Annotated in this window: 21 protein-coding genes and 3 tRNA genes; 20 read left to right on the top strand and 4 right to left on the bottom strand. The window is 45.3% G+C overall.

Going from position 1 to position 23,785, the window contains the following annotated elements:
* The first annotated feature begins 1 nt into the window (after nt 1).
* The 7 genes from VGD82_RS07960 to VGD82_RS07930 all read left to right on the top strand — a co-directional run bounded on the left by VGD82_RS07960 (nt 2) and on the right by VGD82_RS07930 (nt 9,139).
* Nucleotides 2-1,132 (top strand): HpcH/HpaI aldolase/citrate lyase family protein, encoded by a 1,131-nt coding sequence (locus VGD82_RS07960; RefSeq protein WP_331019888.1) that lies wholly within the window; start codon nt 2-4, stop codon nt 1,130-1,132.
* On the top strand, nt 1,132-2,769 hold the full coding sequence (locus VGD82_RS07955) for an acyl-CoA synthetase (protein ID WP_331019887.1): 1,638 nt from the start codon (nt 1,132-1,134) through the stop codon (nt 2,767-2,769). Before VGD82_RS07960 ends, VGD82_RS07955 begins: the two co-directional genes overlap by 1 nt.
* The gene (locus VGD82_RS07950; protein ID WP_331019886.1) at nt 2,766-4,304 is read left to right on the top strand and encodes a fumarate hydratase; all 1,539 of its coding nucleotides are present in this window, start codon (nt 2,766-2,768) and stop codon (nt 4,302-4,304) included. The genes VGD82_RS07955 and VGD82_RS07950 overlap by 4 nt, the downstream gene beginning before the upstream one ends.
* Before the next feature lie 96 nt (nt 4,305-4,400).
* Nucleotides 4,401-4,748 (top strand): hypothetical protein, encoded by a 348-nt coding sequence (locus VGD82_RS07945; RefSeq protein WP_331019885.1) that lies wholly within the window; start codon nt 4,401-4,403, stop codon nt 4,746-4,748.
* A 158-nt stretch (nt 4,749-4,906) separates the two neighbouring features.
* Entirely contained in the window at nt 4,907-7,510 is a 2,604-nt protein-coding gene (gene acnB, locus VGD82_RS07940) for a bifunctional aconitate hydratase 2/2-methylisocitrate dehydratase (RefSeq protein ID WP_331019884.1), read from the top strand.
* Nucleotides 7,511-7,585: 75 nt separating this feature from the next.
* Nucleotides 7,586-8,011: a hypothetical protein gene (locus VGD82_RS07935; protein ID WP_331019883.1), complete on the top strand. Its 426-nt coding sequence runs from the start codon at nt 7,586-7,588 to the stop codon at nt 8,009-8,011.
* Between the two features lie 30 nt (nt 8,012-8,041).
* Entirely contained in the window at nt 8,042-9,139 is a 1,098-nt protein-coding gene (locus tag VGD82_RS07930; RefSeq protein ID WP_331019882.1) for a DUF2914 domain-containing protein, read from the top strand.
* A 4-nt stretch (nt 9,140-9,143) separates the two neighbouring features.
* On the opposite strand, the gene VGD82_RS07925 is transcribed toward VGD82_RS07930, so the two are convergent.
* Together VGD82_RS07925 and VGD82_RS07920 are read right to left on the bottom strand one after the other, a co-directional pair.
* Nucleotides 9,144-9,689, bottom strand: a complete 546-nt coding sequence (locus tag VGD82_RS07925) for a TIGR00645 family protein (protein ID WP_331019881.1) — start codon at nt 9,687-9,689, stop codon at nt 9,144-9,146.
* Nucleotides 9,690-9,756: 67 nt separating this feature from the next.
* The gene (locus VGD82_RS07920) at nt 9,757-10,602 is read right to left on the bottom strand and encodes a 23S rRNA (adenine(2030)-N(6))-methyltransferase RlmJ (protein WP_331019880.1); all 846 of its coding nucleotides are present in this window, start codon (nt 10,600-10,602) and stop codon (nt 9,757-9,759) included.
* A 62-nt stretch (nt 10,603-10,664) separates the two neighbouring features.
* Between VGD82_RS07920 and VGD82_RS07915 the strand changes: the two genes are divergently transcribed.
* From VGD82_RS07915 to VGD82_RS07860, 12 genes are all read left to right on the top strand, one after another.
* On the top strand, nt 10,665-11,357 hold the full coding sequence (locus tag VGD82_RS07915) for a cation diffusion facilitator family transporter (RefSeq protein WP_331019879.1): 693 nt from the start codon (nt 10,665-10,667) through the stop codon (nt 11,355-11,357).
* A 127-nt stretch (nt 11,358-11,484) separates the two neighbouring features.
* Nucleotides 11,485-11,667 carry a tautomerase family protein gene (locus VGD82_RS07910; protein ID WP_015831720.1) on the top strand — a complete coding sequence of 61 codons (183 nt, stop codon included), beginning with the start codon at nt 11,485-11,487 and terminating at the stop codon, nt 11,665-11,667.
* 164 nt (nt 11,668-11,831) lie between these two features.
* Nucleotides 11,832-12,353, top strand: a complete 522-nt coding sequence (locus VGD82_RS07905) for an SRPBCC family protein (protein WP_331019878.1) — start codon at nt 11,832-11,834, stop codon at nt 12,351-12,353.
* Between the two features lie 96 nt (nt 12,354-12,449).
* On the top strand, nt 12,450-14,249 hold the full coding sequence (gene uvrC / locus VGD82_RS07900) for an excinuclease ABC subunit UvrC (protein ID WP_331019877.1): 1,800 nt from the start codon (nt 12,450-12,452) through the stop codon (nt 14,247-14,249).
* A gap of 38 nt (nt 14,250-14,287) precedes the next feature.
* Nucleotides 14,288-14,884, top strand: a complete 597-nt coding sequence (gene pgsA, locus VGD82_RS07895) for a CDP-diacylglycerol--glycerol-3-phosphate 3-phosphatidyltransferase (protein ID WP_331019876.1) — start codon at nt 14,288-14,290, stop codon at nt 14,882-14,884.
* A 91-nt stretch (nt 14,885-14,975) separates the two neighbouring features.
* Nucleotides 14,976-15,051: transfer RNA gene (locus VGD82_RS07890), tRNA-Gly, on the top strand.
* Nucleotides 15,052-15,164: 113 nt separating this feature from the next.
* Nucleotides 15,165-15,238: transfer RNA gene (locus VGD82_RS07885), tRNA-Cys, on the top strand.
* Nucleotides 15,239-15,260: 22 nt separating this feature from the next.
* Nucleotides 15,261-15,336: transfer RNA gene (locus VGD82_RS07880), tRNA-Gly, on the top strand.
* Between the two features lie 165 nt (nt 15,337-15,501).
* Nucleotides 15,502-15,711: a (2Fe-2S)-binding protein gene (locus VGD82_RS07875; RefSeq protein ID WP_331019988.1), complete on the top strand. Its 210-nt coding sequence runs from the start codon at nt 15,502-15,504 to the stop codon at nt 15,709-15,711.
* A 238-nt stretch (nt 15,712-15,949) separates the two neighbouring features.
* On the top strand, nt 15,950-18,103 hold the full coding sequence (locus VGD82_RS07870; RefSeq protein WP_331019875.1) for a type I secretion system permease/ATPase: 2,154 nt from the start codon (nt 15,950-15,952) through the stop codon (nt 18,101-18,103).
* Nucleotides 18,100-19,512: an HlyD family type I secretion periplasmic adaptor subunit gene (locus VGD82_RS07865; protein WP_331019874.1), complete on the top strand. Its 1,413-nt coding sequence runs from the start codon at nt 18,100-18,102 to the stop codon at nt 19,510-19,512. Before VGD82_RS07870 ends, VGD82_RS07865 begins: the two co-directional genes overlap by 4 nt.
* Nucleotides 19,513-20,145, top strand: a complete 633-nt coding sequence (locus tag VGD82_RS07860) for a response regulator transcription factor (protein WP_331019873.1) — start codon at nt 19,513-19,515, stop codon at nt 20,143-20,145. It abuts the gene before it with no gap.
* A 143-nt stretch (nt 20,146-20,288) separates the two neighbouring features.
* Here the strand turns inward: VGD82_RS07860 and VGD82_RS07855 are convergent, their stop codons facing one another.
* A complete protein-coding gene (locus VGD82_RS07855; protein ID WP_331019872.1) occupies nt 20,289-22,205 on the bottom strand; it encodes a bifunctional diguanylate cyclase/phosphodiesterase in 1,917 nt (638 codons plus the stop codon).
* Between the two features lie 20 nt (nt 22,206-22,225).
* On the bottom strand, nt 22,226-22,924 hold the full coding sequence (locus VGD82_RS07850; protein WP_331019871.1) for a transglutaminase-like cysteine peptidase: 699 nt from the start codon (nt 22,922-22,924) through the stop codon (nt 22,226-22,228).
* A gap of 200 nt (nt 22,925-23,124) precedes the next feature.
* On the opposite strand from VGD82_RS07850, the gene VGD82_RS07845 reads away from it, so the two are divergent.
* On the top strand, nt 23,125-23,785 hold a 661-nt coding region (locus VGD82_RS07845), incomplete at its 3' end, for a retention module-containing protein (protein ID WP_331019870.1).

The raw sequence follows: 23,785 nt of genomic DNA, 5'->3' as shown, positions 1-23,785 counted from the left end.
GATGATGATGCATATAGGTGAAGAGCCAATCACTTTTGACGCCAAAGCGCTGGGCGACTATTGGCCTGGCATCCAGCTATATTATCCGCCGGTGAAGTACGCGCCTAGTCTGGGTATTTATGAAGACATGGAGCAGGCTGCTGCGCGCATGAAAAAACATGCGCACTTTACACAAGCGCACACACTCATTTTTGACTTAGAAGACGGTTGCCGACAAAAGGCCATGAGCCGTGATCTGTTGCGCAAAGAGCTGCCATTGCTGCGCAAAACTAATGAGCGTGTCACGGTGGCTATCCGCGCAAACTCGTTTAGAACCGATGAGTACGAGCAAGATATGCAATTGGTGCGTGACATGGGCGACTATATTGATGTTGTGATGTTGGCCAAAGCAGGTGAGGCGTATGGTGCGGCAGAGGTGCGTGATTTATCCAGTTTCCTATTGAGTGTTAATCCGCATATTACGATTCAGCCTATTATTGAGCACCCTAAGTCGCTAAAAATAGCACCAGATTTAATGCAGTACAGCACGGTTAAACATGTGGTGTTTGGTATTCATGACTTCTCAAAAGCGATGGGTATACAAATTACGCCTGAAAACTGGATTGAAGAGTTGCAGTTCTACATGAACACATTGATGTTTGAAGCGCGTATCGCCGGTAAGGGAGTGATTGGTGGCGTGGAAACTTTAATCGGCGCCAGCCCTATGCCGGAGAAATATCTTGAGCCGCATGATGTGCGCCGCTGGCTTGATTTGCATGGCGATAATGAGTCGCGCGTAGTTTACAAACATGCCTGTAAAGAGGCTGCAATGGGCTTAACTGGCAAGCAAGTGATACACCCGGGACATATACATCTTTGTAAAACTGCCTACACGCCATCCCCAACTGAAATTGCACAAAAAGTCTGTATTTTGAAGGCGGCGATTGAGGCGGATGCCTTACTGGGCGGCGCGATTAAGTTTGAAGGCGAGATGTTGGATCCGCCAATGTTTGGTAAAGCCTTGCAAACATTATTAAGGGCGCATGCATTACGCGCGCTGAAATCCAGCGATATGGAATTTGCTTTACATGTTTTACAACTACTACCTGCACAGGTTGTGCGAGAAAACTGGCCATATGGAGTGCTTTTATAATGTTGACTGACTTTCCAAAGTGGGATTGGCAAATTCCAGAGTATTTTAATATTGGTGTCGCTTGTTCTGATAAGCATCTAGGCACTGCGCAAGCCAATGAAATTGCCATGATTGTAGAAGATGATGCGTTAGGTACCTCAACCATTACTTTTGCAGAACTGGCGCTTAAAACTAACCTATTTGCACAAGTTTTGCGCGATTTAGGTGTTAAAGTTGGCGATCGTGTATTAATTCGTTTGCCCAATAGTTTAGATTATCCAATCGCCTTTTTGGGCGCTATGAAGATGGGCGCCATTTCAGTGCCTACATCTACTTTACTCACTGCTGAAGAAGTGGCCTATTTGGCTAAAGATTCAGGGGCTGCGGTGTTGGTGACAGATGCTACCGCATGGAGTGCGATGCAGTCGCAGCTAGAAGGTGCTTTGGGTAGTACGCCAAACTTAAAACATGTACTTTTAACGCAACTAACACAGGCAATTGCACCTAGTAAACTGGCGGTGCATGACCTTGAGCTGACGATGGCAGGTGTAGGCGCAGTAGAAGATATGCCCATCACTAAAGCGGAAGATCCTGCTTATTTGGTCTATACCTCAGGGACCACTGGTTACCCTAAGGGGGTGCTGCACGCACATCGTGCCTTATTAGGACGTCAGCCCGCAGCGCAGTATTGGTTTAATTATAGTGAGCAGATTCAAGATAGAATCATGCACTCAGGTAAGTTTAACTGGACCTATGTGCTAGGTACCGGTTTGATGGATCCTTTGTATTTAGGTAAAACTGTGATTGTGCATGAGGGTAAAAACGATGCGCAAAAATGGCTGGATTTAATCCAAAAACATCAAGCGACTATCTTTATTGGCGTGCCTACTATTTACCGCCAGATTTTACAAAAAACGACCACAGCCAAAGAGCAGTTGCCTAGTATGCGCCACTATATGAGCGCAGGTGAGCACTTGTCTGATGAAGTGCTAACCCAATGGCGTGCGCGTTTTGGTTTGGATATCTACGAAGCGGTTGGTATGAGTGAGTTTTCATACTACTTATCACAAAGCAAGTACCGTCCTATCCGCGCTGGTTCTGCTGGGTTTCCGCAGCCTGGCCACGATATTCAATTATTAAATCCAGATACGCGCGAGCCTGTAGCAGCGGGTGAAGAGGGCATGATTTGCGTAACGGATACCGACCCCGGCTTGTTTTTACGTTACTGGAATCTGGATGAAGAAACCGCTAAATACAAGCATGATGGCTACTTCTTTACCGGAGATTATGCGAAATATGACGCGGATGGTTACATCTGGTTCTTAGGGCGCAAAGACGACATTATTAAAAGCTTTGGCTACCGTGTTTCACCTTATGAAATTGAGCGCGTGTATAAAGGCCATCCGGATGTGGCGGATTGCGCTGCCATTGGTGAGGAAATCGAGAAAGATAAGCTGCTGGTGGTGATTTATGTGATATTGAAACCAGAGGCCAGCATCACACCGGATGATTTATTGCATTTTGGTAAGCAGCACCTGGCGGCTTACAAATCGCCCAAAACGGTTTATCTGGCAAAAGATTTTCCACGCACTAAGAATGGTAAAATCTTACGTAAAGATATCAACTCAACCATTGCCACAGCAAAATCAACACGATGACTACGATTAAACAAGAGGACTTTATTGCGAGCATTGCAGATGCTTTGCAATATATTTCTTATTACCACCCAGCCGATTTTATCCATGCGTTAGCCGCAGCGTATGCGCAGGAAGAATCTCCAGCCGCAAAAGACGCGATTGCGCAGATTCTCACTAACTCACGCATGTGTGCTGAGGGTAAGCGCCCCTTGTGCCAGGATACCGGCATCGTGGTGGCGTTTGTTAAAGTAGGGATGAATGCACGTTTTGATGCTGAGCTTTCATTGGAGCAGATGGTAAATGAGGGCGTGCGTCGTGCTTATTTGTTACCTGAAAATAAGCTGCGCGCCTCAATTGTGAGCGACCCGGCTGGTAAGCGTGCCAATACTAAAGACAACACCCCAGCTGTAGTACATGTAGAGCTGGTGGCTGGTGATAAAGTTGAAGTGAGCATCGCGGCTAAGGGCGGCGGTAGTGAGAATAAAGCAAAATTAGCCATGCTTAATCCGAACGACAGCATTGTTGATTGGATATTAGAGGTAGTGCCAACCATGGGCGCCGGTTGGTGCCCGCCTGGTATGTTAGGTATTGGTATTGGCGGTACCGCTGAAAAAGCGATGTTATTGGCTAAAGAATCACTGATGGCGCCGATTGATATGCACGAGCTGAAAGCAAACGGCGCGCAGAATAAAATTGATGCTTTAAGGCTGGAAATCTATGAAAAGGTCAACAATCTGGGGATTGGCGCACAAGGCTTAGGTGGATTAACTACCGTGCTGGATGTGAAAATACTAGATTATCCAACGCATGCGGCCAGCTTGCCGGTGGCGATTATTCCTAACTGTGCGGCTACACGACATGTGCATTTTGAACTGGATGGCAGCGGCCCAGCCGTGCTGGAAGCCCCAAGTTTGGATGATTGGCCAGATGTGCATTGGGCGCCAAGTGCACAATCGTTAAGGGTTAACCTTGATACGATTACGCAGCAAGAAATTGAAGCATGGCAGCCAGGGCAAACCTTGCTGCTAAGCGGTAAGTTACTCACTGGTAGGGACGCTGCGCATAAACGTATGGTGACCATGCTGAGTAATGGTGAAAAGCTACCAATAGACTTTATCAATCGCTTTATTTATTACGTGGGTCCTGTGGATGCAGTGGGTAATGAGGCCGTAGGGCCAGCAGGCCCAACCACGGCTACGCGTATGGATGACTTTACAGAAACCATGCTCAGCCAAACCGGGCTGTTAGGCATGGTGGGTAAGGCTGAGCGCGGCGAAGAAACGATTGCAACTATCGCTAAGCATCGCTCGGTTTATTTAACGGCAGTGGGCGGTGCAGCTTACTTGGTAAGCAAAGCGATTAAGAAAGCCGAAGTGCTGGCATTTGCCGATTTGGGCATGGAAGCCATTTACGAATTTACCGTGCAAGACATGCCGGTAACGGTTGCGGTTGATAGCCGTGGCGGCTCAGTACATACCACCGGCCCTGCCGAGTGGCAGCAAAAAATAGCACAGCGCAAAATGTCTGGTGAGGTGATTACGGTTCATCCAGCCTAATGAGCAATTGCCAGTGGTGAATAATTAGTTAGGTGATAGACTGAGTGAATTATTCTCTAAATTTTTACTCTTAACTCGTGTACGAGGAGTAAGTTGATGAAATCACATAAAATTAGGCTGTTTACCTTGAGACCGATGACCTTGGCTGGTGTTATAGCTGGCTTGATGTTTGGTTTAGCGGCGGCAATGCCTACGCATGCCGCTACTGTCCTTGATGTGTTGACCGACACCCAGGGCCGCTATACAGGCCCCACCGTTGAAGAAAACGTAGTGTCGATGGATACCGATAAAAACGGATTCGCCGATGCCAGCGAGGTGCGTGCTTTTTTAGAGCTCAAGCATGGCAAGGGCTATGAAAGTGAAGTTTTAGAAAGATTTGAAGCTTCGCTTAAAGGCACGAGCTGCGCTACCCCTTTCGCAGGGGCATCGCAATTAACGAACTAGTTTGGCGGATAGTTTGATTTTGTATGTGACAGGCACGGTGAAAGTGCGCTAATCATTACAAATGCATGAATCATCACACATGCATCAATCAACATTAAGTTAAGCTAGTTTATAATAAACACAATTTTATTTAACTAGAATCTAAGCAGAAAATCGTTATGTTAAAAGCCTATGCAGCGCACGTACAAGAACGTTCTTCACAACAACTTCCTCCATTACCATTAACAGCTGAACAAGTCGCACAACTTGTAGAACTGCTCAAAAACCCGCCAGCGGGTGAAGAAAAACTGTTGGTTGATTTGCTTGAAAATCGTGTGCCAGCAGGTGTGGATCAGGCTGCCTATGTGAAAGCAGCATTTTTGTCAGACATTGCGCACGGTAAAGCTGTATCACCTTTAGTTAGCGCTGAAGCAGCGGTGGCCTTATTGGGCACAATGCTGGGTGGCTACAATGTGCAGGCTTTGGTCTGTTTGTTAGACTTATCTGCGACTAACCCAGCTATGGCAGATGCTGCGGTTAAAGCCTTGTCGCAAACGATTTTAATGTTTGATGCATTCCATGATGTTGATGAAAAAATGAAGGCAGGCAATGTGCATGCTAAAAAACTCATCGAGTCTTGGGCAAATGCAGAGTGGTTTACCAATGTGCCAAAATTGGCTGACGAAATTAAAGTGGTTGTATTTAAAGTGGATGGTGAAACCAACACCGACGATTTAAGCCCAGCCCAAGAAGCATGGAGCCGCCCGGATATTCCACTGCACGCAAAAGCGATGCTAGTGACTAAAATGCCTGATGGCTTAAAAACGATTGAGACCTTAAAACAAAAAGGTTTGCCACTAGCCTATGTGGGTGACGTGGTCGGTACCGGTTCATCACGTAAATCAGCCATTAACTCCGTACAGTGGTTTATGGGTAATGATATTCCTAACATCCCGAACAAACGCACTGGCGGTGTGATTCTAGGTACTAAAATTGCGCCAATTTTCTTTAACACTGCAGAAGACTCAGGCGCGATGCCGATTCAATGTGATGTGTCAAAAATGCAAACAGGCGATGTCATCACGATTAAACCTTACGCAGGTCAGGTATTAAATGCGCAAGGTGAAGTGATTAGCACATTTGAATTAGCACCAACCACCATGCCGGATGAAGTGCGTGCCGGTGGTCGTATTCCATTGATTATTGGCCGTGGCTTAACCACCAATGCGCGCCATGCGCTAGGTTTGCCAGCATCAGATTTGTTTATTCAGTCAATCGCACCAAAAGATACCGGCAAAGGCTATACGCTGGCGCAAAAAATGGTGGGTAGAGCATGTGGCTTGCCTGAAGGTACAGGCGTGCGCCCAGGTGCTTATTGTGAGCCTAAGGCAACAACGGTTGGTTCACAAGATACTACTGGCGGTATGACACGTGACGAGCTTAAAGAACTAGCGTGCTTGGGCTTTAGTGCAGATTTAGTTATGCAAAGCTTCTGTCATACAGCAGCTTATCCAAAACCAGTGGATATTAAATTACAGCACAGCTTGCCAGAATTTATGAGCAGCCGCGGTGGCGTTAGTTTACGCCCGGGCGATGGCGTGATCCACTCATGGTTAAACCGTATGGTGTTGCCTGATACTGTTGGTACCGGCGGCGACTCACATACACGTTTCCCAATCGGTATTTCATTCCCGGCAGGTTCTGGTTTGGTAGCTTTTGCTGCAGCTATGGGCGTGATGCCATTAGATATGCCTGAGTCTGTATTAGTGCGTTTTAAAGGTGAAATGCAGCCTGGCATTACCTTGCGCGACTTAGTGAATGCGATTCCTTACGCTGCGATTCAAGAAGGTACTTTAACGGTTGGTAAACAAGGTAAGAAGAACGTATTTAACGGCCGTATCTTGGAAATTGAAGGTTTGCCAGATTTAAAAGTAGAGCAAGCGTTTGAGTTTGCAGATGCTTCAGCCGAGCGCTCCGCTAACGGTTGTACCGTGAAATTAAACAAAGAGCCAGTGATTGAGTTCCTGACTTCAAATATCGTGTTGCTACAAAACATGATTGAAAATGGTTATCAAGATCCACGCACATTGCAACGCCGTATCGCCAGCATGCAAGCTTGGTTGGCTAAGCCTGAGTTATTAGAGGCTGATAAAGATGCTGAATACGCACACGTGATTGAAATTGACCTCAACACCATTACTGAGCCATTAGTCGCTTGCCCTAACGACCCGGACGACATTAAGCCACTAACTGCTGTGGTGGGCGATAAAATTGATGAAGTGTTCATCGGCAGTTGCATGACGAATATTGGTCACTATCGTGCTGCGGCTAAAGTATTAGAAGGTTCAGGCGGTATTCCTACGCGTTTATGGATTGCACCACCAACCCGGATGGATGAAGCGCAATTACGTGATGAAGGTGTTTACTCTGTGTTTGGCGTTGCCGGTGCCAGGACAGAAGTGCCAGGCTGCTCATTATGCATGGGTAACCAAGCGCGTGTGGCAGATAAAGCCACGGTGTTTTCAACCAGTACGCGTAATTTTGACAACCGTATGGGTAGAGGTGCTCGCGTGTACTTGGGTTCTGCTGAATTGGCTGCGGTTTGTGCCAAGCTAGGCCGTATGCCGACACATGCAGAGTATTTAGACACCGTAGGCAACAAACTAGCTAACACGGCTGAAATTTACAAATACCTGAATTTTGACCAAATGACAGATTACACGCCATCTTTAGAAGCACTTTCTAATGGTAAAAAAGTTATTCCTATCACTGAGCAAGTTTAAGTGATAGCTAAGATACTAGGTTGCTTGTTTCAGTTGGTTCAGCAATAATCACCGCTACATGACTAAACTACTCGCATGACTAAGCCGCTGCCGCAGGATAACCGGGTGATTTTTGACCCGAAGACCATCACGCCGCCACCTCAACGTGGCGCATGGAAGCGCATGTTGCCGCTAAGTTTGTTGCTGGTGGCTGTTATCTGTGCTGCCTGGTATTTTGGCTGGGACGCAAAAGCGGTGGCGGCTGGTGTCCTGCTGTTTGGTGTAGTGTCTAACGTATTTGTTTGGATTATAGGTGTTATTGGCTTGGTACCTGTCGTCGGCCCCTTGATTGTCAAGGTGCTAAGCCTCTCCATCATTTGGCTACTGAATGCTATTGGTTATATTGTTTCATTTGTCGCAATTAAACGCGGCTATTCAAAAGATGTACTCACCTACCGTGGGTTAACCATAGCGTTAATCATTGGTATTATTATTGGCTATGTAATCGGCCATTTTCTGTAAGTCTATTCGTTTTTTTCTGATATTTTTTATATGTTTAGTCAATTAACCAATATAGCTTGGGTACAGACTGCCATGCGCCATGTGCGTAAAGTTGCCGATATCATGCCTGCCGTATTCTTTGTGGGTGGTTTCGCCTGGGATGCCTTAACCATAGGCCGTAATGTCGCCGCCTTGGATTTATGGATATTTGCTGGCTACCTGTTTTGCGCAGCGGTGATTCTGTACCTGATTGGCCGCCCGATCCCACTTGAAAATAGCTCGAGTAAGCTTGTATCTGTATTTAAAAAGCATTATTCACCACGCCTACCTTACTTTTTGTTGCAGTTTTTATTTGGTAGCTTGTTCAGTGCTTTATTTATTTTGTATTTTAAAAGCTCTAGTCATTGGCTTGCATGGCTGATGTCATTGGCGCTGGCTGCATTGCTGGTAGCCAATGAGTTTTTAGAAAGTGAATACAAGCGTTTCACACTGAGTTGGTCTATGTTTGGCTTGTGTGCCATGCTGCTGTTTAACTTTGCCTTGCCGTTTATATTGGGCAGCATACATGCAATCTGGTTTTACTTAAGTACGCTACTTGGTGCCAGCTTGGCGTTTTGGCTGTATAAAAAAACGCCTAATCATTTGGGTAGCATCAAGCCTGTTGGCGCAATTGCAGCCTTACTTATGTTGGCTTATGCGGTGGATATGATTCCGCCCGTGCCTTTGGTCAAGCGTGATGTGGCGGTGGCATTTGAGTTAGAAAAAGCTAATGGTCAATATCGCTTATCGCAGCAGGCATCCCCATGGTGGGTGTTCTGGCGTAAAACCAGCAATGATTTAGAAATGGTAGCAGGGCAGCGCGTGTATTGTTTTTCTTCTATATTTGCGCCGCCTGGCTTGCAGGCAAAGCTGTATCACCGCTGGCAACATTATGATAAAAAACTAGGCTGGGTGACGCAGTCACGCATTGGTTTTGATTTGTCAGGGGGACGTTACCAGGGTTTTAGAGGTTACACCTACAAGAGCAATTTAGCCCCGGGTGAGTGGCGAGTTAGCGTGGAAACTGAAAATGAGAAAACGATTACCGTACACAAGTTTACTGTACAGCAGGTAGAAACAGCACCACAGAGAGTGGTGCTGCTCTATTAGTGATTTAGTGCTCGGCTGGTTGCGGATGCGCCATGAGCTTGTCGATATAAGCAATTGCCACCGCAGAAAGCACAAACGTCATGTGAATCACGGTTTGTGCAATCAAAACCTTATCAGACAGGTTCTGCGCATTGATAAAGGTCTTGAGTAAGTGAATGGATGAAATGCCGATGATAGCAGTCGCCAGTTTTACTTTTAATAAGTTAGCATTTACGTGAGATAGCCAATCTGGTTCATCCGGGTGGCCTTCCAAGTTAAGGCGCGACACAAAGGTTTCATAACCGCCAACAATCACCATAATCAGCAGGTTTGAAATCATCACTACGTCAATCAAACCCAATACGATTAGCATAATATCTGCTTCAACGATTTTATTTGCGCTTGCTACCAAGTGAATAAGTTCTACACCAAAAAAGAACACATATACCGCCTGTGCCACAATTAAGCCCAAATACAGCGGTAATTGTAGCCAGCGGCTACCAAATAAAATATTAGTCATAATGCTGCCTTGTTTGTAGGCGGTCGCATGTTGTTTTGTTTTTTCTTGCATTAGTAAAAGCCTTTAAATTAATTACTTAAAACGTGGATGTATTGTAGCAGTTAGATTAAGGATAAATTTACTCAATCTGGCTGTCTAGCGTGAAATTGGCGGTCGCATCCAGTGCCAGTAGTTCAGTTAAAACCGGCATACTTTCTGCCAAAGTGTTAGGTAGGGTCCATGGTGGGTTAATCACAAATAAACCGCTGCCATACATGCCAAAGCCTTCAGCTGAGGGCGCCTCAATCGAGAGAGTGACATGTAGCCAGTTAGGTAAGTTCAATGCTAGTAGGCTATCTAACATCTCTGCGGGCTCCGGGCGCTGCAATAACGGGTACCAGATAATGTAAGTGCCAGTAGGAAAACGCTTCACGCTGTCTTTAATTGCGTCTACAACGTATAGATAATCCTGCTTATCTTCATAAGGCGGGTCTATCAATACTACCGCGCGGCGCGGCGGTGGTGGCAAGCATGACTTTAGACCTTTGAAGCCATTTTGCATTTCTACTTTTACTTGTCTGCCAAAGCCTTCAAAGTTATCTGACAATAATTCATAATCGCTAGGGTGCAGTTCAAACAGGCGCATTTTGTCATCTGCTCGCATGTGTGATTCAGCCACCATGGGCGAGCCTGGGTAAAACTCCAGCGTATTGCTGGTATTAAATGATTTAATCTTAGCAACGTAATCAGCAAGGCTGTGCGGCAGGTTTGGCGCAGACAGGAGTTTGCTGATACCTGCTTCAAACTCTGCATTTTGGGTGGCGTACCCCTGGTGCAGGCTGTACATGCCTGCACCGGCATGGCTGTCTATATACCAAAACGGTTTATCTTTTTGTGCGGTATGGGCAAGCACTAAACCTAGTACGTAATGCTTAAGTACATCGGCGTGGTTGCCTGCATGAAATGCGTGGCGGTAACTGAGCATAGAATCATGAAAAATTGTGATAAGGCGACATTATCCCAGATTTTTGGGTTAGCATTTAGCTTATGAATACATCTACACACCACAACCACGATGATCACGATCATTACTTCGTCCCATTTTTACTTATTCTCATTTTTGCAATCGTAGAGGCTGTTGGTAGCTGGTATACCGGCTCACTAGCGCTATTAAGTGATGCCGGGCATATGTTTTCTGATGTTGCCGCACTTGGCTTGGCTTGGATAGCATCGGTAATGAGTAAGCGTGCCAATGTTGCGCGCCACCGCTCTGGTGTGAGCTATGCAGAGCTGGTTGTGTCCATCATCAATGCCGTTGCTATGTTGCTGGTAGTGATTTTTATTGTGATTGAGGCAATCACTAGATTCCAGCAGCCTCATCAAGTGCAGGGTTTTGGTTTAATCGTTATTGCCAGTATTGGTTTAATCGTTAATCTGGTGGTGGCCAAACAGTTGCATCATCAAGCGCATCATCATGGCGAGAGCTTGAATAATAGCGCTGCCTTTCTGCATGTTTTAGGCGACTTGCTAGGCTCTGTTGCGGCAGTGGCCGCGGGGGTGGTGATTTATTTTACGGGCTGGATGTTGATTGACCCTATCTTGTCATTATTAATTTCATTGTTGTTATTGATACTGACTTTAAATTTATTGCGAGATATTTGGTTAACCTTAAAAGGTCAGCTGACTAAATATCATCAACACGCACATGACCACGAACATCATCACGATCACGAGCATTAAATTGATTGCGTGACCTTAGTCGCAACCGGCGCGCATGTTTTCAGTAGCTCGTGGTTTTTTGTAGGTAGTTCTCGTAAAAATTATTAGTAAGTGCACTAAACTTTTATCAAATAAAGGAGAATGAAGCATGCCATATGTGAACATCAAATTAGCTGGTGAAGTTACACGTGAGCAAAAAGCGCAAATCGCTAAAGAAATCACCGAAACATTAGAACGCGTTGCACATAAACCAAAATCTTATACCTATATCACGTTTGAAGAGGTTGCTTATGAAGATTGGGCCATTGCAGGCGAACTGTTAGATGCCTAAAGCTGTTTCCGTTAGGTAGTCGCTACAACTGTTGCTTGTCATATCAGGCATGCTTTTGTATGCATCAATCATGTTGTGTCCCCCATGGTTTTAATAATCATGTATATTCTTGTGCGCTCGCTTTTGGCGGGCGCATTCTTAAATAATAATATTTCGAGGTTTTTATGAGTAAATTTATGACAGCAATGTTGGTTTCATTGTTTGCGTTTACAAACCAAGCATCTGCTGCGATTGATGAAACAATCCGTGTGAAAGAAAGTATCGAAATCAATGCGTCAGCGGATAAAGTATGGGCAACGGTAGGCAGCTTTGCCGATATGCACTGGCATCCAGCGATTGCAAAAACTGAAATTACCAGCGGAAAAGCTACAGAAGTTGGAGCTACTCGTGTATTAACTACACAAGATGGCGGCAAAATTAATGAAGTACTGACTAGCTTTGATGCTGATGCTAAAACCATGAAGTATGAAATCACAGAAAGCGTATTGCCGGTACGTGAATATGGTGCAACTTTAAAAGTTAAAACCAGTGCCGATGGTAAAGCAACCGTGGTTTGGAGTGCAAACTTTAAACGTAAAGACCCAGCAAATCCAGGTGCGGCTGGCCAAGATGATGCAGCAGCAAAAGCCGCGATTTTAGATATCTTTAAATCAGGTTTAGAAAATATTAAAAAGATCTCAGAGTAATTCACCTCTGGGTTGATGATGACGGTAAATATTCATTTTGTAATATTTACCGTGATTGATTAATCCAATTCAATTAATGGGCTGTAAAATACGCTCATGTTCGATGCTAAGCCCATTCTAAAAAACTTGCCCAACCTGCCGGGCGTCTATCGCATGATTAACGCTAGCGATGAGGTTATTTATGTTGGCAAGGCCAAAGACCTCAAAAAGCGCGTTTCCTCCTACTTTAATAAGACCTTACCTAGCCCACGCACACGCGTGATGGTAAGCAATATTGCGCGTATAGAAACCACAGTGACGCGCAGTGAAGCAGAAGCGCTGTTGCTGGAAAACAACCTGATTAAAGGCCTAATGCCGCGTTATAACGTGTTATTTCGCGATGATAAGTCATACCCCTATATTACGCTGACTGGTGATGAGTATTCTCGCTTGGCATTTCATCGTGGCGCGCAACGCAAAGGTAACCAGTATTTTGGGCCATTTCCTAACTCGGTGGCGGTGCGTGAGAGTATTCAATTGCTGCAAAAGGTTTTTAAATTGCGCACTTGTGAGAATACGGTATTTGCTAATCGTAGCCGCCCATGTTTGCAGCACCAGATAGAGCGCTGCACGGCGCCATGTGTAAGCTTGATTTCTGCAGAAGATTACCGTAATGATGTGCATCAGGCCGCAATGTTTCTGCAAGGTAAGACTACCGAGGTGATCGACACCATTGCCGAGCAGATGAATACTGCTGCGGCTAAGCAAGATTACGAACTAGCGGCTGTGTTTAGAGACCGGATCCAAGCGCTGCATCAGGTGCAGGCTAAGCAGTTTGTCAGTGACTTTAACGTATCAGATGCAGATGTAATTGCCGGGGCTGAGCTACAAGGGCAACACTGTGTTAATTTGGTGATGATTCGTGGCGGACGTCACCTGGGTGACCGCAGTTATATGCCCAAAAACACCGATGGCGAAACATTAGAGACCACCGTACAAGCCTTTTTGGCGCAGCATTATGTTGCCCAAAACACGCCGCCATTGATTGTGGTTGGCGTCAAAATCGAAACCGAACTGATTGAAGAAGTATTAAGCGAGCAAGCTGGCCGTAAGGTAAAAATCAATACCAATCCTATCGGGGACAAGCGCGTGTGGCTGAAAATGGCACAGACCAATGCAGACCTGGCATTGGGGCAGCGTGCCGCGACTTCTGCCAATCAGGAGGCTAAGCTGCTTGCGTTGCGTGAGGCATTGCGCCTGCCTGATAGTACCGAGCGGATGGAGTGCTTTGATATTAGCCATACCATGGGTGAGGCCACGGTTGCCAGCTGTGTAGTGTTTGACCGCGGCGATATGCAAAACAGCGAGTACCGCCGCTATAACATTACTGGCATTACCCCGGGTGATGATTACGCGGCGATGCGTGACGTACTGACCAGGCGCTACAAAAAAGTAGCGGCGGGTGAGGGTAAGCGTCCAGACTTGGTGTTTATTGATGGTGGCAAGGGGCAACTTGGCGTGGCGATTGAAGTCATGGCCGAAGTTGGGCTGGATGATATCCTGCTGGTAGGTATTGCCAAGGGCGAGGACCGCAAGCCCGGTCTGGAGACTATGATTTTCTCTGATACCGGTGAGATGATTAATCTCGAAAAAGACAACAAAGGCCTGCATCTGCTACAGCAGATTCGCGATGAAGCACATCGCTTTGCTATCACTGGGCATAGAGCCAAACGTGCTAAAGCGAGGTTGCATTCAAGCCTAGAGGATATTGAAGGGATAGGCGCAAAACGCCGTAAAGCGCTACTTACCCGTTTTGGCGGTTTAGAGGGGGTAAAAAATGCTAGTATTGATGAACTTGCCAGTGTTGAAGGCATTAGCCAAAGTTTGGCTGAGAAAATATATGGCGAATTGCATTAAGCTGCCGCTGAAAATCGTTATTTTTTGGGATTAACTATATGATTTGCAATATTCCAACCATGCTGACATGGCTTCGTATCTTACTGATACCAGTATTTGTGGTTATTTTTTATTTGCCTACCAATCCACACGCGTTTGGGGCGATTCCTGCACATTGGGTTAATTTGACCGCGACTGCTATTTTTGCCGTGGCGGCATTTACCGACTGGCTTGATGGCTACCTAGCACGCAGGCTTAATCAAACTTCATCATTTGGCGCATTCTTAGATCCGGTTGCTGATAAGTTAATGGTGGCGGCGGCATTAATTGTATTGGTTGAGTTTGAGCGCGTGGGCGCGGTAGTGGCATTGATTATTATTGGCCGTGAAATTGCTATTAGCGCATTGCGCGAGTGGATGGCGGGCGAAGGGCAGCGTAGTAGCGTGGGTGTTGCCATGATAGGTAAAGTGAAAACAGCCGTGCAAATGGTAGCAATTTTGTTTTTATTGTATTGGGACAGTATTGAGATTGCGAACGTAGGCACATTCCCTACAAAATTATTTGGGCAGGTGTTAATCGTGGTTGCGGCATTTTTAACATTGCTATCAATGGCTTATTATTTGCGTGCAGCCATGCCGAAAATTAAGCGACAATAATTTAATAAAAAATGCATAACTAGTACTTGACGATATCTTCAAACTCTCTATAATGGCGCCTGTCTTAACGATGACACAACGTAACAACGACGCGGGAATAGCTCAGCTGGTAGAGCGCAACCTTGCCAAGGTTGAGGTCGCGAGTTCGAGCCTCGTTTCCCGCTCCAAATATTAAACGGCGAATGCATAATAGCTTCGCCGTTTTAGTTTTAAAAAAGTATGGTTTTAGATTGTTTAATCAAGCTCAATACTTTTGATGTATAGTAATAATGCTAGAAATGGCGCGATAGCAAAGCGGTTATGCCGCGGCCTGCAAAGCCGTTTAGGCCGGTTCGACTCCGGCTCGCGCCTCCAGTATTTTTAGCATAGATTTATCGCGGGAATAGCTCAGCTGGTAGAGCGCAACCTTGCCAAGGTTGAGGTCGCGAGTTCGAGCCTCGTTTCCCGCTCCATCTGCAAAACGGCGAATACAGTCATGTATTCGCCGTTTTTGTTTTTACGCCTCTGAATTTAATCCTGAATCAGCTCAACTATCTTCACTCCACGCCTACTCAGCGTTAAACTGCCTAGTGTTACAATATTAAGCAATCAACAAAGTTTTGAATCTATATTCACCTATGAATGCACCGAATGAAAGCGCCGCAGATGAGGTTATGTGTCAGTGCAGTGGCACCACGCGTGGTGAACTGCAAAAGTACTTTGAGCGCGGGATGGATATGGATGCAATCTCTCAATGGACTGGCGCGCTTTCGGGTTGCGGTGGTTGTGAGTGGGATATAGCTGATTTTCTGAAAGAACTGGCTGAGCAGCAAAAAAAGGGTGTGTGACTCTCACTTGGCGTACGTTTGCCTGATGCTGAATAACATTATTGAAATGCACTAAATGCCAGTAGTGACCAAATTAATACGCTTACTTGTTGTCAACTATCCGAATGGATAGGTGCTTATTTTTCTGGAAATTAATAATATTTAACATTATTTCTATTGTAGTGAGCGCTTAATACTTAGTACGATATGTATATTCGTTGCATAATGTAATCAAAATTGATTCTAAGAAAGTGAATTCATGCGCCAGGATGATGTGAGCCAGTTAGCTAGCGATGGTGTTGTTGATACGTTACTAGAGAGCCTATTCTTGGTTTGTCGTTTGCATGGTGTAGCTACTTCACGTGATGCACTAGTTGCAGGGTTACCATTACGTGATGGCAAAATGACGCCAGCATTAGTAAAGCGCTCCGCAAGCCGTGTGCATTTAGCTACAACCATTCTAAAAAAATCATTAGATAAAACCAGGCAAGAGTTTTTACCAGCTATTTTGCTGTTAAAAGATGATGAAGCTTGCGTGGTAACCAATGTAAATCTTGAGAACAAGTCCGCAGGCGTTATTTTCCCCGAGTTAGGTGATGCTGAGGTTTTAGTGCCGCTGGACGAACTAACGGCCAGAAGTGCTGGCTATTTTATTGTTGCTAAACTCAGGTTTACTTTTGATCAGCGTGCGCCTAGCGTGGGCAAGGTAACTGTAAGGCACTGGTTTTGGGGCTCTCTAGCCGAGAATAGCCGTATTTACCGAGATATCATGGTGGCAGCATTTGTGGTCAATATGTTTGCATTAGCCATGCCGCTTTTTACCATGAATGTTTATGATCGTGTGTTGCCTAACCGCGCCACAGAAACCCTGTGGGTGATGGCGCTCGGTATTTCACTGATATTTATTGGTGATTTGGTACTGCGTACCATGCGCGGTTATTTTCTGGATTGGGCCAGTACCCGAATCGACATTAAGCTTACCGCACGTATTATGGAGCAGGTGCTGGGCATCCGTTTAGAGCAGCGGCCAAACTCTGTAGGGTCTTTTGCTTCTAATTTACGCTCGTTTGAAACTGTGCGTGATTTCATTACCTCTGCCACCATTACTACCCTGATTGATATTCCGTTTGGTTTGATCTTTATCGGGGTGATGGCCTGGATTTCCTGGCCGATGATTATTCCTGTCCTGCTAGGTGCAGTGGTGATTCTTATTTACTCATTTAGCGTGCAAACCAAAATGCATGACTTATCTGAAACCATGTACCGTGCCAGTGCCACCAGAAACGCTACTTTGATTGAGAGTTTGGTGGGCTTGGAGACGGTTAAGGCTTTAGGGATTGAAGGCTATATGCAGCGTAAATGGGAGCATAGCGCACATTTCTTAACCGAGGTTTCTAGCAAGTTACGTTTGTTGTCGTCATCAATTAACAATGGCGCGGCGACCATGCAGCAATTAATCACCGTTAGCTTGGTGATTCTGGGTGTTTATCTTGTGATTAATGGTGAACTGACCATGGGTGGCTTGATTGCCTCTACCATGCTGGCATCACGTGCCTTGGTACCAATTGCACAAACTGCAGGTTTGTTAACGCAGTACCATAATGCCGCAACCTCGTTAAATTCTCTTGATGAAGTTATGCAAAGGCCAGTAGAGCGTCCTGCCGACAGTACATTTTTGTCCAGACCGGGGTTTAATGGCGATATTGAATTTAGAGAGGTTTCTTTCAGTTACCCGGGTGCTGAAAGCAATGCGCTCACTAAAGTTTCCTTCAAAATTAAAGCAGGCGAACATGTTGCGATTCTTGGGCGTATGGGTTCTGGTAAGTCAACCATACACAAGTTGATTCTTGGCTTGTATCAGCCCACAGAAGGGGCTGTGCTGATTGATGGCATAGATGCGCGCCAGATTGATCCGGCGGAGTTGCGGCGCAGTATTGGTTATGTGCAGCAGGATACGCAATTGTTTTACGGCTCTATGCGCGACAACTTAACGATTTCTGCACCGCATGTGGATGATGCTGCAGTGATTGCTGTCGCGCGGATTGGTGGCATTGATGAGTTTGTAAACTCTCATCCTAAAGGCTTTGATATGCTGATTGGTGAGCGTGGTGAAACCCTGTCTGGCGGGCAGCGGCAGGGGGTTGGGGTGGCGCGTGCGTTTATTAACAAGCCAGCAATCTTGTTATTGGATGAGCCTACCAGTGCCATGGATCACTCAGGTGAGGATGCGATTAAGATGCGTCTTGCTGAAAATAGTCAGGACAAGACATTGTTGTTAATCTCACACCGCTCATCGCTTTACGCATTGGTAAATCGCATCATTGTGATTGACTCCGGACGGATAGTTGCCGATGGGGCAAAAGAACAAGTGACTGACGCATTAAGAAACGGCAAGATTGGTAAAGCGCTATGAGTGAAGACTTGTTTAAAAAGTTAGGGACGATTAATCATTTTCTTAAGAGCCAAACTTGGCTGACTAAGCCTATTTATTACTTTTTAGATAAATGGACGCCGACTGAAACCAAAGAAGACTTACCTTGGCACGAAGAGGCTGACTTGGTTATTTTGGAGCAGACACCAGTGAGGGCCAGGCTACTGCTGTATACGATTGCGGCCATGATGCTGTTGCTAGTATTGTGGGCATTCTTTGCTCGGGTAGATGAAGTGGTGCGCGGTGATGGGCGCGTGATTCCATCTAAGCAAGTGCAGGTGATTCAATCATTAGATGGCGGCATCGTTTCAGAGATATTAGTGAGTGAAGGGGAGTCGGTTGCGGTTGGTGCGCCATTGATTCGTATTGATGAAACGCGTGCAGTGTCTTCACTGCGGGAGAATCAATCTCAGTATCTGGCTTACTTAGCTAAGCAATATAGGTTGCGAGCACTGGCTGAGGGTACTAGCTTTAATCCGCCAGATGAGGTGCGTAAAGAAGTGCCTGAAACTTATGATCAGGAATATGCGCTATATAACTCCAGTAAGGATGAGTTGACGTCTGCCATTGCCATTGCGCGTGATCAGATGGTACAGCGTGAAAAAGAGCTGCTTGAGGTGCAGTTCCGCAAAGAGATTGCTGAAAAGAATTATGAGTCTTCAAAACGAGAGCTTGCAGCAAATAAGCCTTTGTTAGCGAGCGGGGCGGTATCTGAGATTGATATTTTAAAACTGGAACGAGAAACGAATAAAGCAAAAGGTGATATTGACCAAGCACGTGCCCAGATTGGCCGAATTGAAAGTGCGATTGGTGAGGCAAAGCGTAAAGTTTCTGAAGTGCAGCAGACTTTTCAAAGCAAGGTGCGTACTGAGTTAAATGATATTACTGCACGTTTGAACAGTGTTTCTGAGGTGAGTGTTTCGCTTAAGGATAAAGTCAATCAATCCATCCTGAAATCGCCAGTGAACGGTAAAGTAAGCCGTCTTTTTTATAATACAGTGGGTGGGGTGATTCAGCCCGGTAAAGAGGTGTTGGAGGTGGTGCCAACGGATGATGCTTTAATCTTGGAGACTAAAATACAGATTAAGGACATTGCTTTTATTAGCTTGCTACAGCCAGCCGTAGTTAAATTGACTGCTTATGACTATACGATTTATGGAGCATTAGAGGCGGTAGTAGAAAATATTTCACCAGACTCTATAGTCGATGAAAAAGGCAATGCCTATTATATAGTGCGTGTGCGTACGCTTAAATCCAGCCTTGGGAAAGGTCTGCCGATTATCCCGGGGATGGTAGCGCAAGTTGATATTATGACTGGTAAAAAAACCATACTTTCCTACTTATTAAAACCAGTTTTAAAAGCAAAGTCATACGCTTTCAGTGAGAGATAGATGCGGGATATATTTGTTACTAATTTATCTGAACGCATTAGTCATTGGGTTGATGCATTTCCAGAATCAAAAATTGTTAAAGAGTTTGTAGCAGGGAGCCAAAAGTTTGATGACGTGACCGCGGATCATGACGGGGTAGTATTTTGGTTACATGTGAATGAAGATAAGCCGGACCGCTTGAGTCACATGATTACCAAAATTGCCAATCAATTTTCATCCGCAAAGATTGTGGTGTTGGCAAATACACCTAATCAAGCTGATTGTTTTGCTGCATTAAGTGCAGGGGCAGTGGGTTATGCGCATGCTTATTCACCGCCTGCGATGTTAAAGGAAATCAAGACTGTTATTGGCCATGGTGGTTTGTGGTTGGGGCAGGAGTTGTTGCTACGTCTGATTGAGACCTCTACTAAGTTGGCAGGGAACCAGCCGGCTTACGTCAATGGGCTGCTTGAGCAGTTGACCAGCCGTGAGCGCGAAGTGGCGGTTGAGGTGGCAAAAGGCTTGAGTAATAAAGAGGTGGCGAAGCTGCTAAATATAACTGAACGCACCGTTAAGGCGCATTTGGCGGCAACTTTTGAGCGCTTAGGCGCTAAAGATAGGCTGCAATTGGCGTTAATGCTCAATACGCACTAGCTCTGGTGCCAGATTAGCCGCTGTTGGTTTTGAAGTGGCCGAGCAACGCCCAATTTGGAGTTGGACTAAATCTGGGTTAGGCCAAGCACTAGGTACTAGGTGTAATCCAACTCTAGCGTTGCTTTAATCTCGGCTCGTTTTGTCTAGAGGGTAATGCCAGGGCCTGTCATCCCATCAATCCCCAGCAGTTTCAGTGCGTTAATCTCATCATTGTTTTGCACGCCTTCGGCGATAGCAATGACGCCAATTGAGTGTGCAATCATGCACAGACCTCTGAGTAGGGTTTTATTGGCTTCATTTTTATTAATATCGCGAATCACCGAAGCGTCGATTTTAATGTAGTCCAAGCCTAAGTCATGTAGCTCACCCAAGCGTGAGATGCGTGTGCCCACATGTTCGATACCCACTTTGCAGCCCAGCGCTTTTACTGCGATGCAGAACTTTCTGAACTCTGGCAAATGATCAAAAGCACTTTGTTCTGGCACCTCAAAATACAGCTTATCTGCAATTTGAATTTGCTGCTTAATCGTTGTCATTGCAGCATCAATAAAGGTAGGGTTGCAGATAGCGCTGGCCGATATGTTAAGCCCGATAGGCATGGCGCCATGCGCTAGCGAGTTAACCGCTGTTTGTAATACCAGTTCATCTACCCGATTAATTAAATCTAACTTGTCTGCCCATGTGATGAACTCGCCTGCGCAAAACCATTTTCCATCGCTTGCAAGCTGTAACCTGACGGGTGATTCGTAGTGGATTAAATCGCCCACTTGGTTAACCACAGCATAGCTTTCTAGTTTGACTCTTTTGTTATCCAACGCTGAAGTCAGCAGGTTTTTCCACTCTTGTAAGTTGTGGTCTTGATATTGATTAAGTTCACCGGAGTTGATGACATGTAAATTGTTACTACCTTCAGTGCCGATGTCATCTAGTACGTGATGTACCGAGTTAATGATGTATTCGGCAGTGTCTGACCTAGTAATGCGCGCTGAAATAGTAAGGAAATTGACCAAGATATCATGGCCGGTAATATTGCTTACTTTCTCAAACACGCTGTTAATACTGGCGCCAAGGCTGTAGCAGTCTGCTGGCTGATTGGAGAATACTGAAAAATCAGCGCCACTTAGTCGGCTGGCCGATAGCGCAGGATTTTGCTCGCATAATTGCTGTAATGCATCCGCAATCGTTTTTAGCAGTTGGTTGGTTTCTTTGTAACCCAGTTTTTGGTCAATTTCAGCGATGTTCAGTATTCTGGTAATCACCATCACGCCTTCATTGAAATATTCTTCATGACTGATGCTGGCGTTAACCTTTTTAACAAAGTAGTCATGGTTCATTAGGCCGGTTACATGGTCATAGTTATTATCAAATCTGAGTTCTTCCAAGCGTGCAGACTCTTCAGTGACAGTCTTTTTCACACGGTTGGAAAGGGTGTTCATGGCGTTGACCACGGACTTAAACTCTTTTGTTTTAGGCACATTAATCATAATGAACCGGCTTTCACCAATCGCCTGTGCTTGGTCTACTACATCATCCAGTGGCTTTAGGATTTTTTTAAGTAATTGGCCACCCAAATAGCAGCTGATTAAGCCGATGAGCAGCACCCATAGTGCAATTTGTATGGTTGAATCCCAAAGCTTGTTGTAGGCAAAAGTAGTGTTGCTTTCTAGTTTTAGTGTGCCAAATTGTGTCCAGCCTTCCTGTATATCAGCGATGCCTGGTTCCACTTGCAGTGGAATTGCATTGATAAACCATTGTGGTGCGTGGGTTTTAAGGTTTTTATTTACACGTTCGCTTAGCGGCTTGCCGTTGGCGTCCAGCAGGGCAATGTATTGATAGTAGCCAGAGTCAAACTGTGCAGAAAGTAGCAGATCCAGCGTGACTGGATCTTTGGGTAGTTGCGTCATCGATAGCGCGAGTGTGACTGCGTTATCGTTATTTTTCATCTGTAGCTGCATTTCTAAATATTGCTTGCTGGATAGTGTGCTCAAAACAAAGCTGCCGCTAGACGCTAAGGCTAAAATTAAAATAATAGCTAACCATAGTTGTTTAATTAATGACATAAATTCATCCTTACTTTCATTTATTCAATTCCATCTGCGCGCATACGTGTTAGCACATCTCGCCATCTTGATAAGTTAGATTGGGAGTCTGATTTTGGTTTTGCGCTATTGCCCACCCACAGCCCCTTATCGTTAAAGCTAAACACCGGCGATAGATCTTTTCTGTTTGATGCTGGGGATATCTGAGGTATTAGGTTATCTAAAATGAGTGGTTCTGATTGCGGTGTTGGATAATAGCTCAGCACCATATGTGCCTTGACCACTTTTCTATTATTTTCTAAAAGATCAGCTCTAACGTAGGTGAGTCTTAGTTTGTCATTGGGGATATTTACTGCTTTTAGAAACACATATTTGGCAATGCTAAAGTCTTCACAGTCGCCTGCATGTAAACCTAAAGACTCCAGTGGTGTTGCCCAGTAATCCGATTGTCCCCATACATTCGCATCGTCTGCAAACATGATTTTTTGGTTAAAAAAGTTATTAATTTTGGAGAGTTTTTCGGCTTCGCTTGCGTTTTTGAGTGTGATGGTGAGTTGCTGCAGCTCTAAAAAGTCGTTAGCTGCTTCATCGCCATATTTTTGTTTTGCTAGGGTAGCAAGTTTATTGAAGTCGTAGCCTTCTGCTGCAATATAGCTGACAAACAATGACAAAGACATCAGCACAGCGATGCATAGCTGCAACCTTAGTGTGCCTAATGTTTTGTTGGTGTTACCAGCCACGCATACTCCCAAATTTAATGTCGCTACGACATCGGTTTTTAGGCATCATACCCTAACTGACTTGGATTTTTATAGTTGCTTAGCTAGCGTTTACCTGTATTGGCCATTAGTACAATATGTTTTAGCTAACGTAAGGTGTTTAATGCTAAATAACGCATAAAAGTTTAACGGCAACATCTAATATTTCTTAGGATATTAACATGGCATTAATCGGCAAAATCATTGCAATGACAGGTACTGCGTCATTAATCTCAAATAACGGCAATCAGCGTGATTTGAGATTAGGCGACAACATACAGACTGCAGATACGATTAAAACAGGTGCTGGTGTTGAAGTCGACTTGCAATTAGCGAATGGGCAGGTTATCCATATTGGCGCTGAGCAACTGGTTGCTTTTGCCGATGAGCTTGTAGAGGCGTTTGTGCCTGCAACCCTGGATACCTCAATTAATGTTGCTACCATCGATACTGTGGTTAAGGCGATTGAAGAGGGCAAAGATATTAGTGATGTGTTAGAAGAAACTGCTGCAGGTCCGGGCGGTGGCTCCTCTAATAGCTACGGTTTCGGCTTTGTTGATTTACTCAGAATTAACGATGACCTAAATAACTTCAGATTTGCTTACGAGTTTGGTGCTGCGGCACCAAATGATCAAGCATTATCCGGTAACAGCTTTGCGGATACTCTCAATCAAATCGGCGGTGTGACTGGCACTGGTAGTGTCGTAGACACCAACAGCCCAAGCGTCGTGGTCAACATCGTTGACGCCAACCTCAACGTGGCAGACACCGTATCTAACGTCACCTTCACCTTCAGCCAAGCCCCAGTTGGCTTTGACCTTGGCGACATCAGCGCCACTGGCG

The sequence above is a fragment of the Methylotenera sp. genome, from assembly GCF_036401095.1.
In the GTDB taxonomy this organism is placed as follows: Bacteria; Pseudomonadota; Gammaproteobacteria; order Burkholderiales; family Methylophilaceae; genus Methylotenera.
Note: the sequence above shows the minus strand (reverse complement) of the source record. Positions and strands in the feature narration are given on the sequence as shown.

Coding starts and splice junctions, on each gene's coding strand:
- VGD82_RS07960 (WP_331019888.1), top strand. CDS start 2: ATGATGATGCATATAGGTGAAGAGCCAATCACTTTTGACGCCAAAGCG.
- VGD82_RS07935 (WP_331019883.1), top strand. CDS start 7,586: ATGACTAAGCCGCTGCCGCAGGATAACCGGGTGATTTTTGACCCGAAG.
- VGD82_RS07955 (WP_331019887.1), top strand. CDS start 1,132: ATGTTGACTGACTTTCCAAAGTGGGATTGGCAAATTCCAGAGTATTTT.
- VGD82_RS07910 (WP_015831720.1), top strand. CDS start 11,485: ATGCCATATGTGAACATCAAATTAGCTGGTGAAGTTACACGTGAGCAA.
- VGD82_RS07920 (WP_331019880.1), bottom strand. CDS start 10,602: ATGCTCAGTTACCGCCACGCATTTCATGCAGGCAACCACGCCGATGTA.
- VGD82_RS07915 (WP_331019879.1), top strand. CDS start 10,665: ATGAATACATCTACACACCACAACCACGATGATCACGATCATTACTTC.
- VGD82_RS07950 (WP_331019886.1), top strand. CDS start 2,766: ATGACTACGATTAAACAAGAGGACTTTATTGCGAGCATTGCAGATGCT.
- VGD82_RS07860 (WP_331019873.1), top strand. CDS start 19,513: ATGCGGGATATATTTGTTACTAATTTATCTGAACGCATTAGTCATTGG.
- VGD82_RS07905 (WP_331019878.1), top strand. CDS start 11,832: ATGAGTAAATTTATGACAGCAATGTTGGTTTCATTGTTTGCGTTTACA.
- VGD82_RS07945 (WP_331019885.1), top strand. CDS start 4,401: ATGAAATCACATAAAATTAGGCTGTTTACCTTGAGACCGATGACCTTG.
- VGD82_RS07930 (WP_331019882.1), top strand. CDS start 8,042: ATGTTTAGTCAATTAACCAATATAGCTTGGGTACAGACTGCCATGCGC.
- VGD82_RS07875 (WP_331019988.1), top strand. CDS start 15,502: ATGAATGCACCGAATGAAAGCGCCGCAGATGAGGTTATGTGTCAGTGC.
- VGD82_RS07925 (WP_331019881.1), bottom strand. CDS start 9,689: ATGCAAGAAAAAACAAAACAACATGCGACCGCCTACAAACAAGGCAGC.
- pgsA (WP_331019876.1), top strand. CDS start 14,288: ATGATTTGCAATATTCCAACCATGCTGACATGGCTTCGTATCTTACTG.
- VGD82_RS07865 (WP_331019874.1), top strand. CDS start 18,100: ATGAGTGAAGACTTGTTTAAAAAGTTAGGGACGATTAATCATTTTCTT.
- VGD82_RS07870 (WP_331019875.1), top strand. CDS start 15,950: ATGCGCCAGGATGATGTGAGCCAGTTAGCTAGCGATGGTGTTGTTGAT.
- VGD82_RS07855 (WP_331019872.1), bottom strand. CDS start 22,205: ATGTCATTAATTAAACAACTATGGTTAGCTATTATTTTAATTTTAGCC.
- uvrC (WP_331019877.1), top strand. CDS start 12,450: ATGTTCGATGCTAAGCCCATTCTAAAAAACTTGCCCAACCTGCCGGGC.
- acnB (WP_331019884.1), top strand. CDS start 4,907: ATGTTAAAAGCCTATGCAGCGCACGTACAAGAACGTTCTTCACAACAA.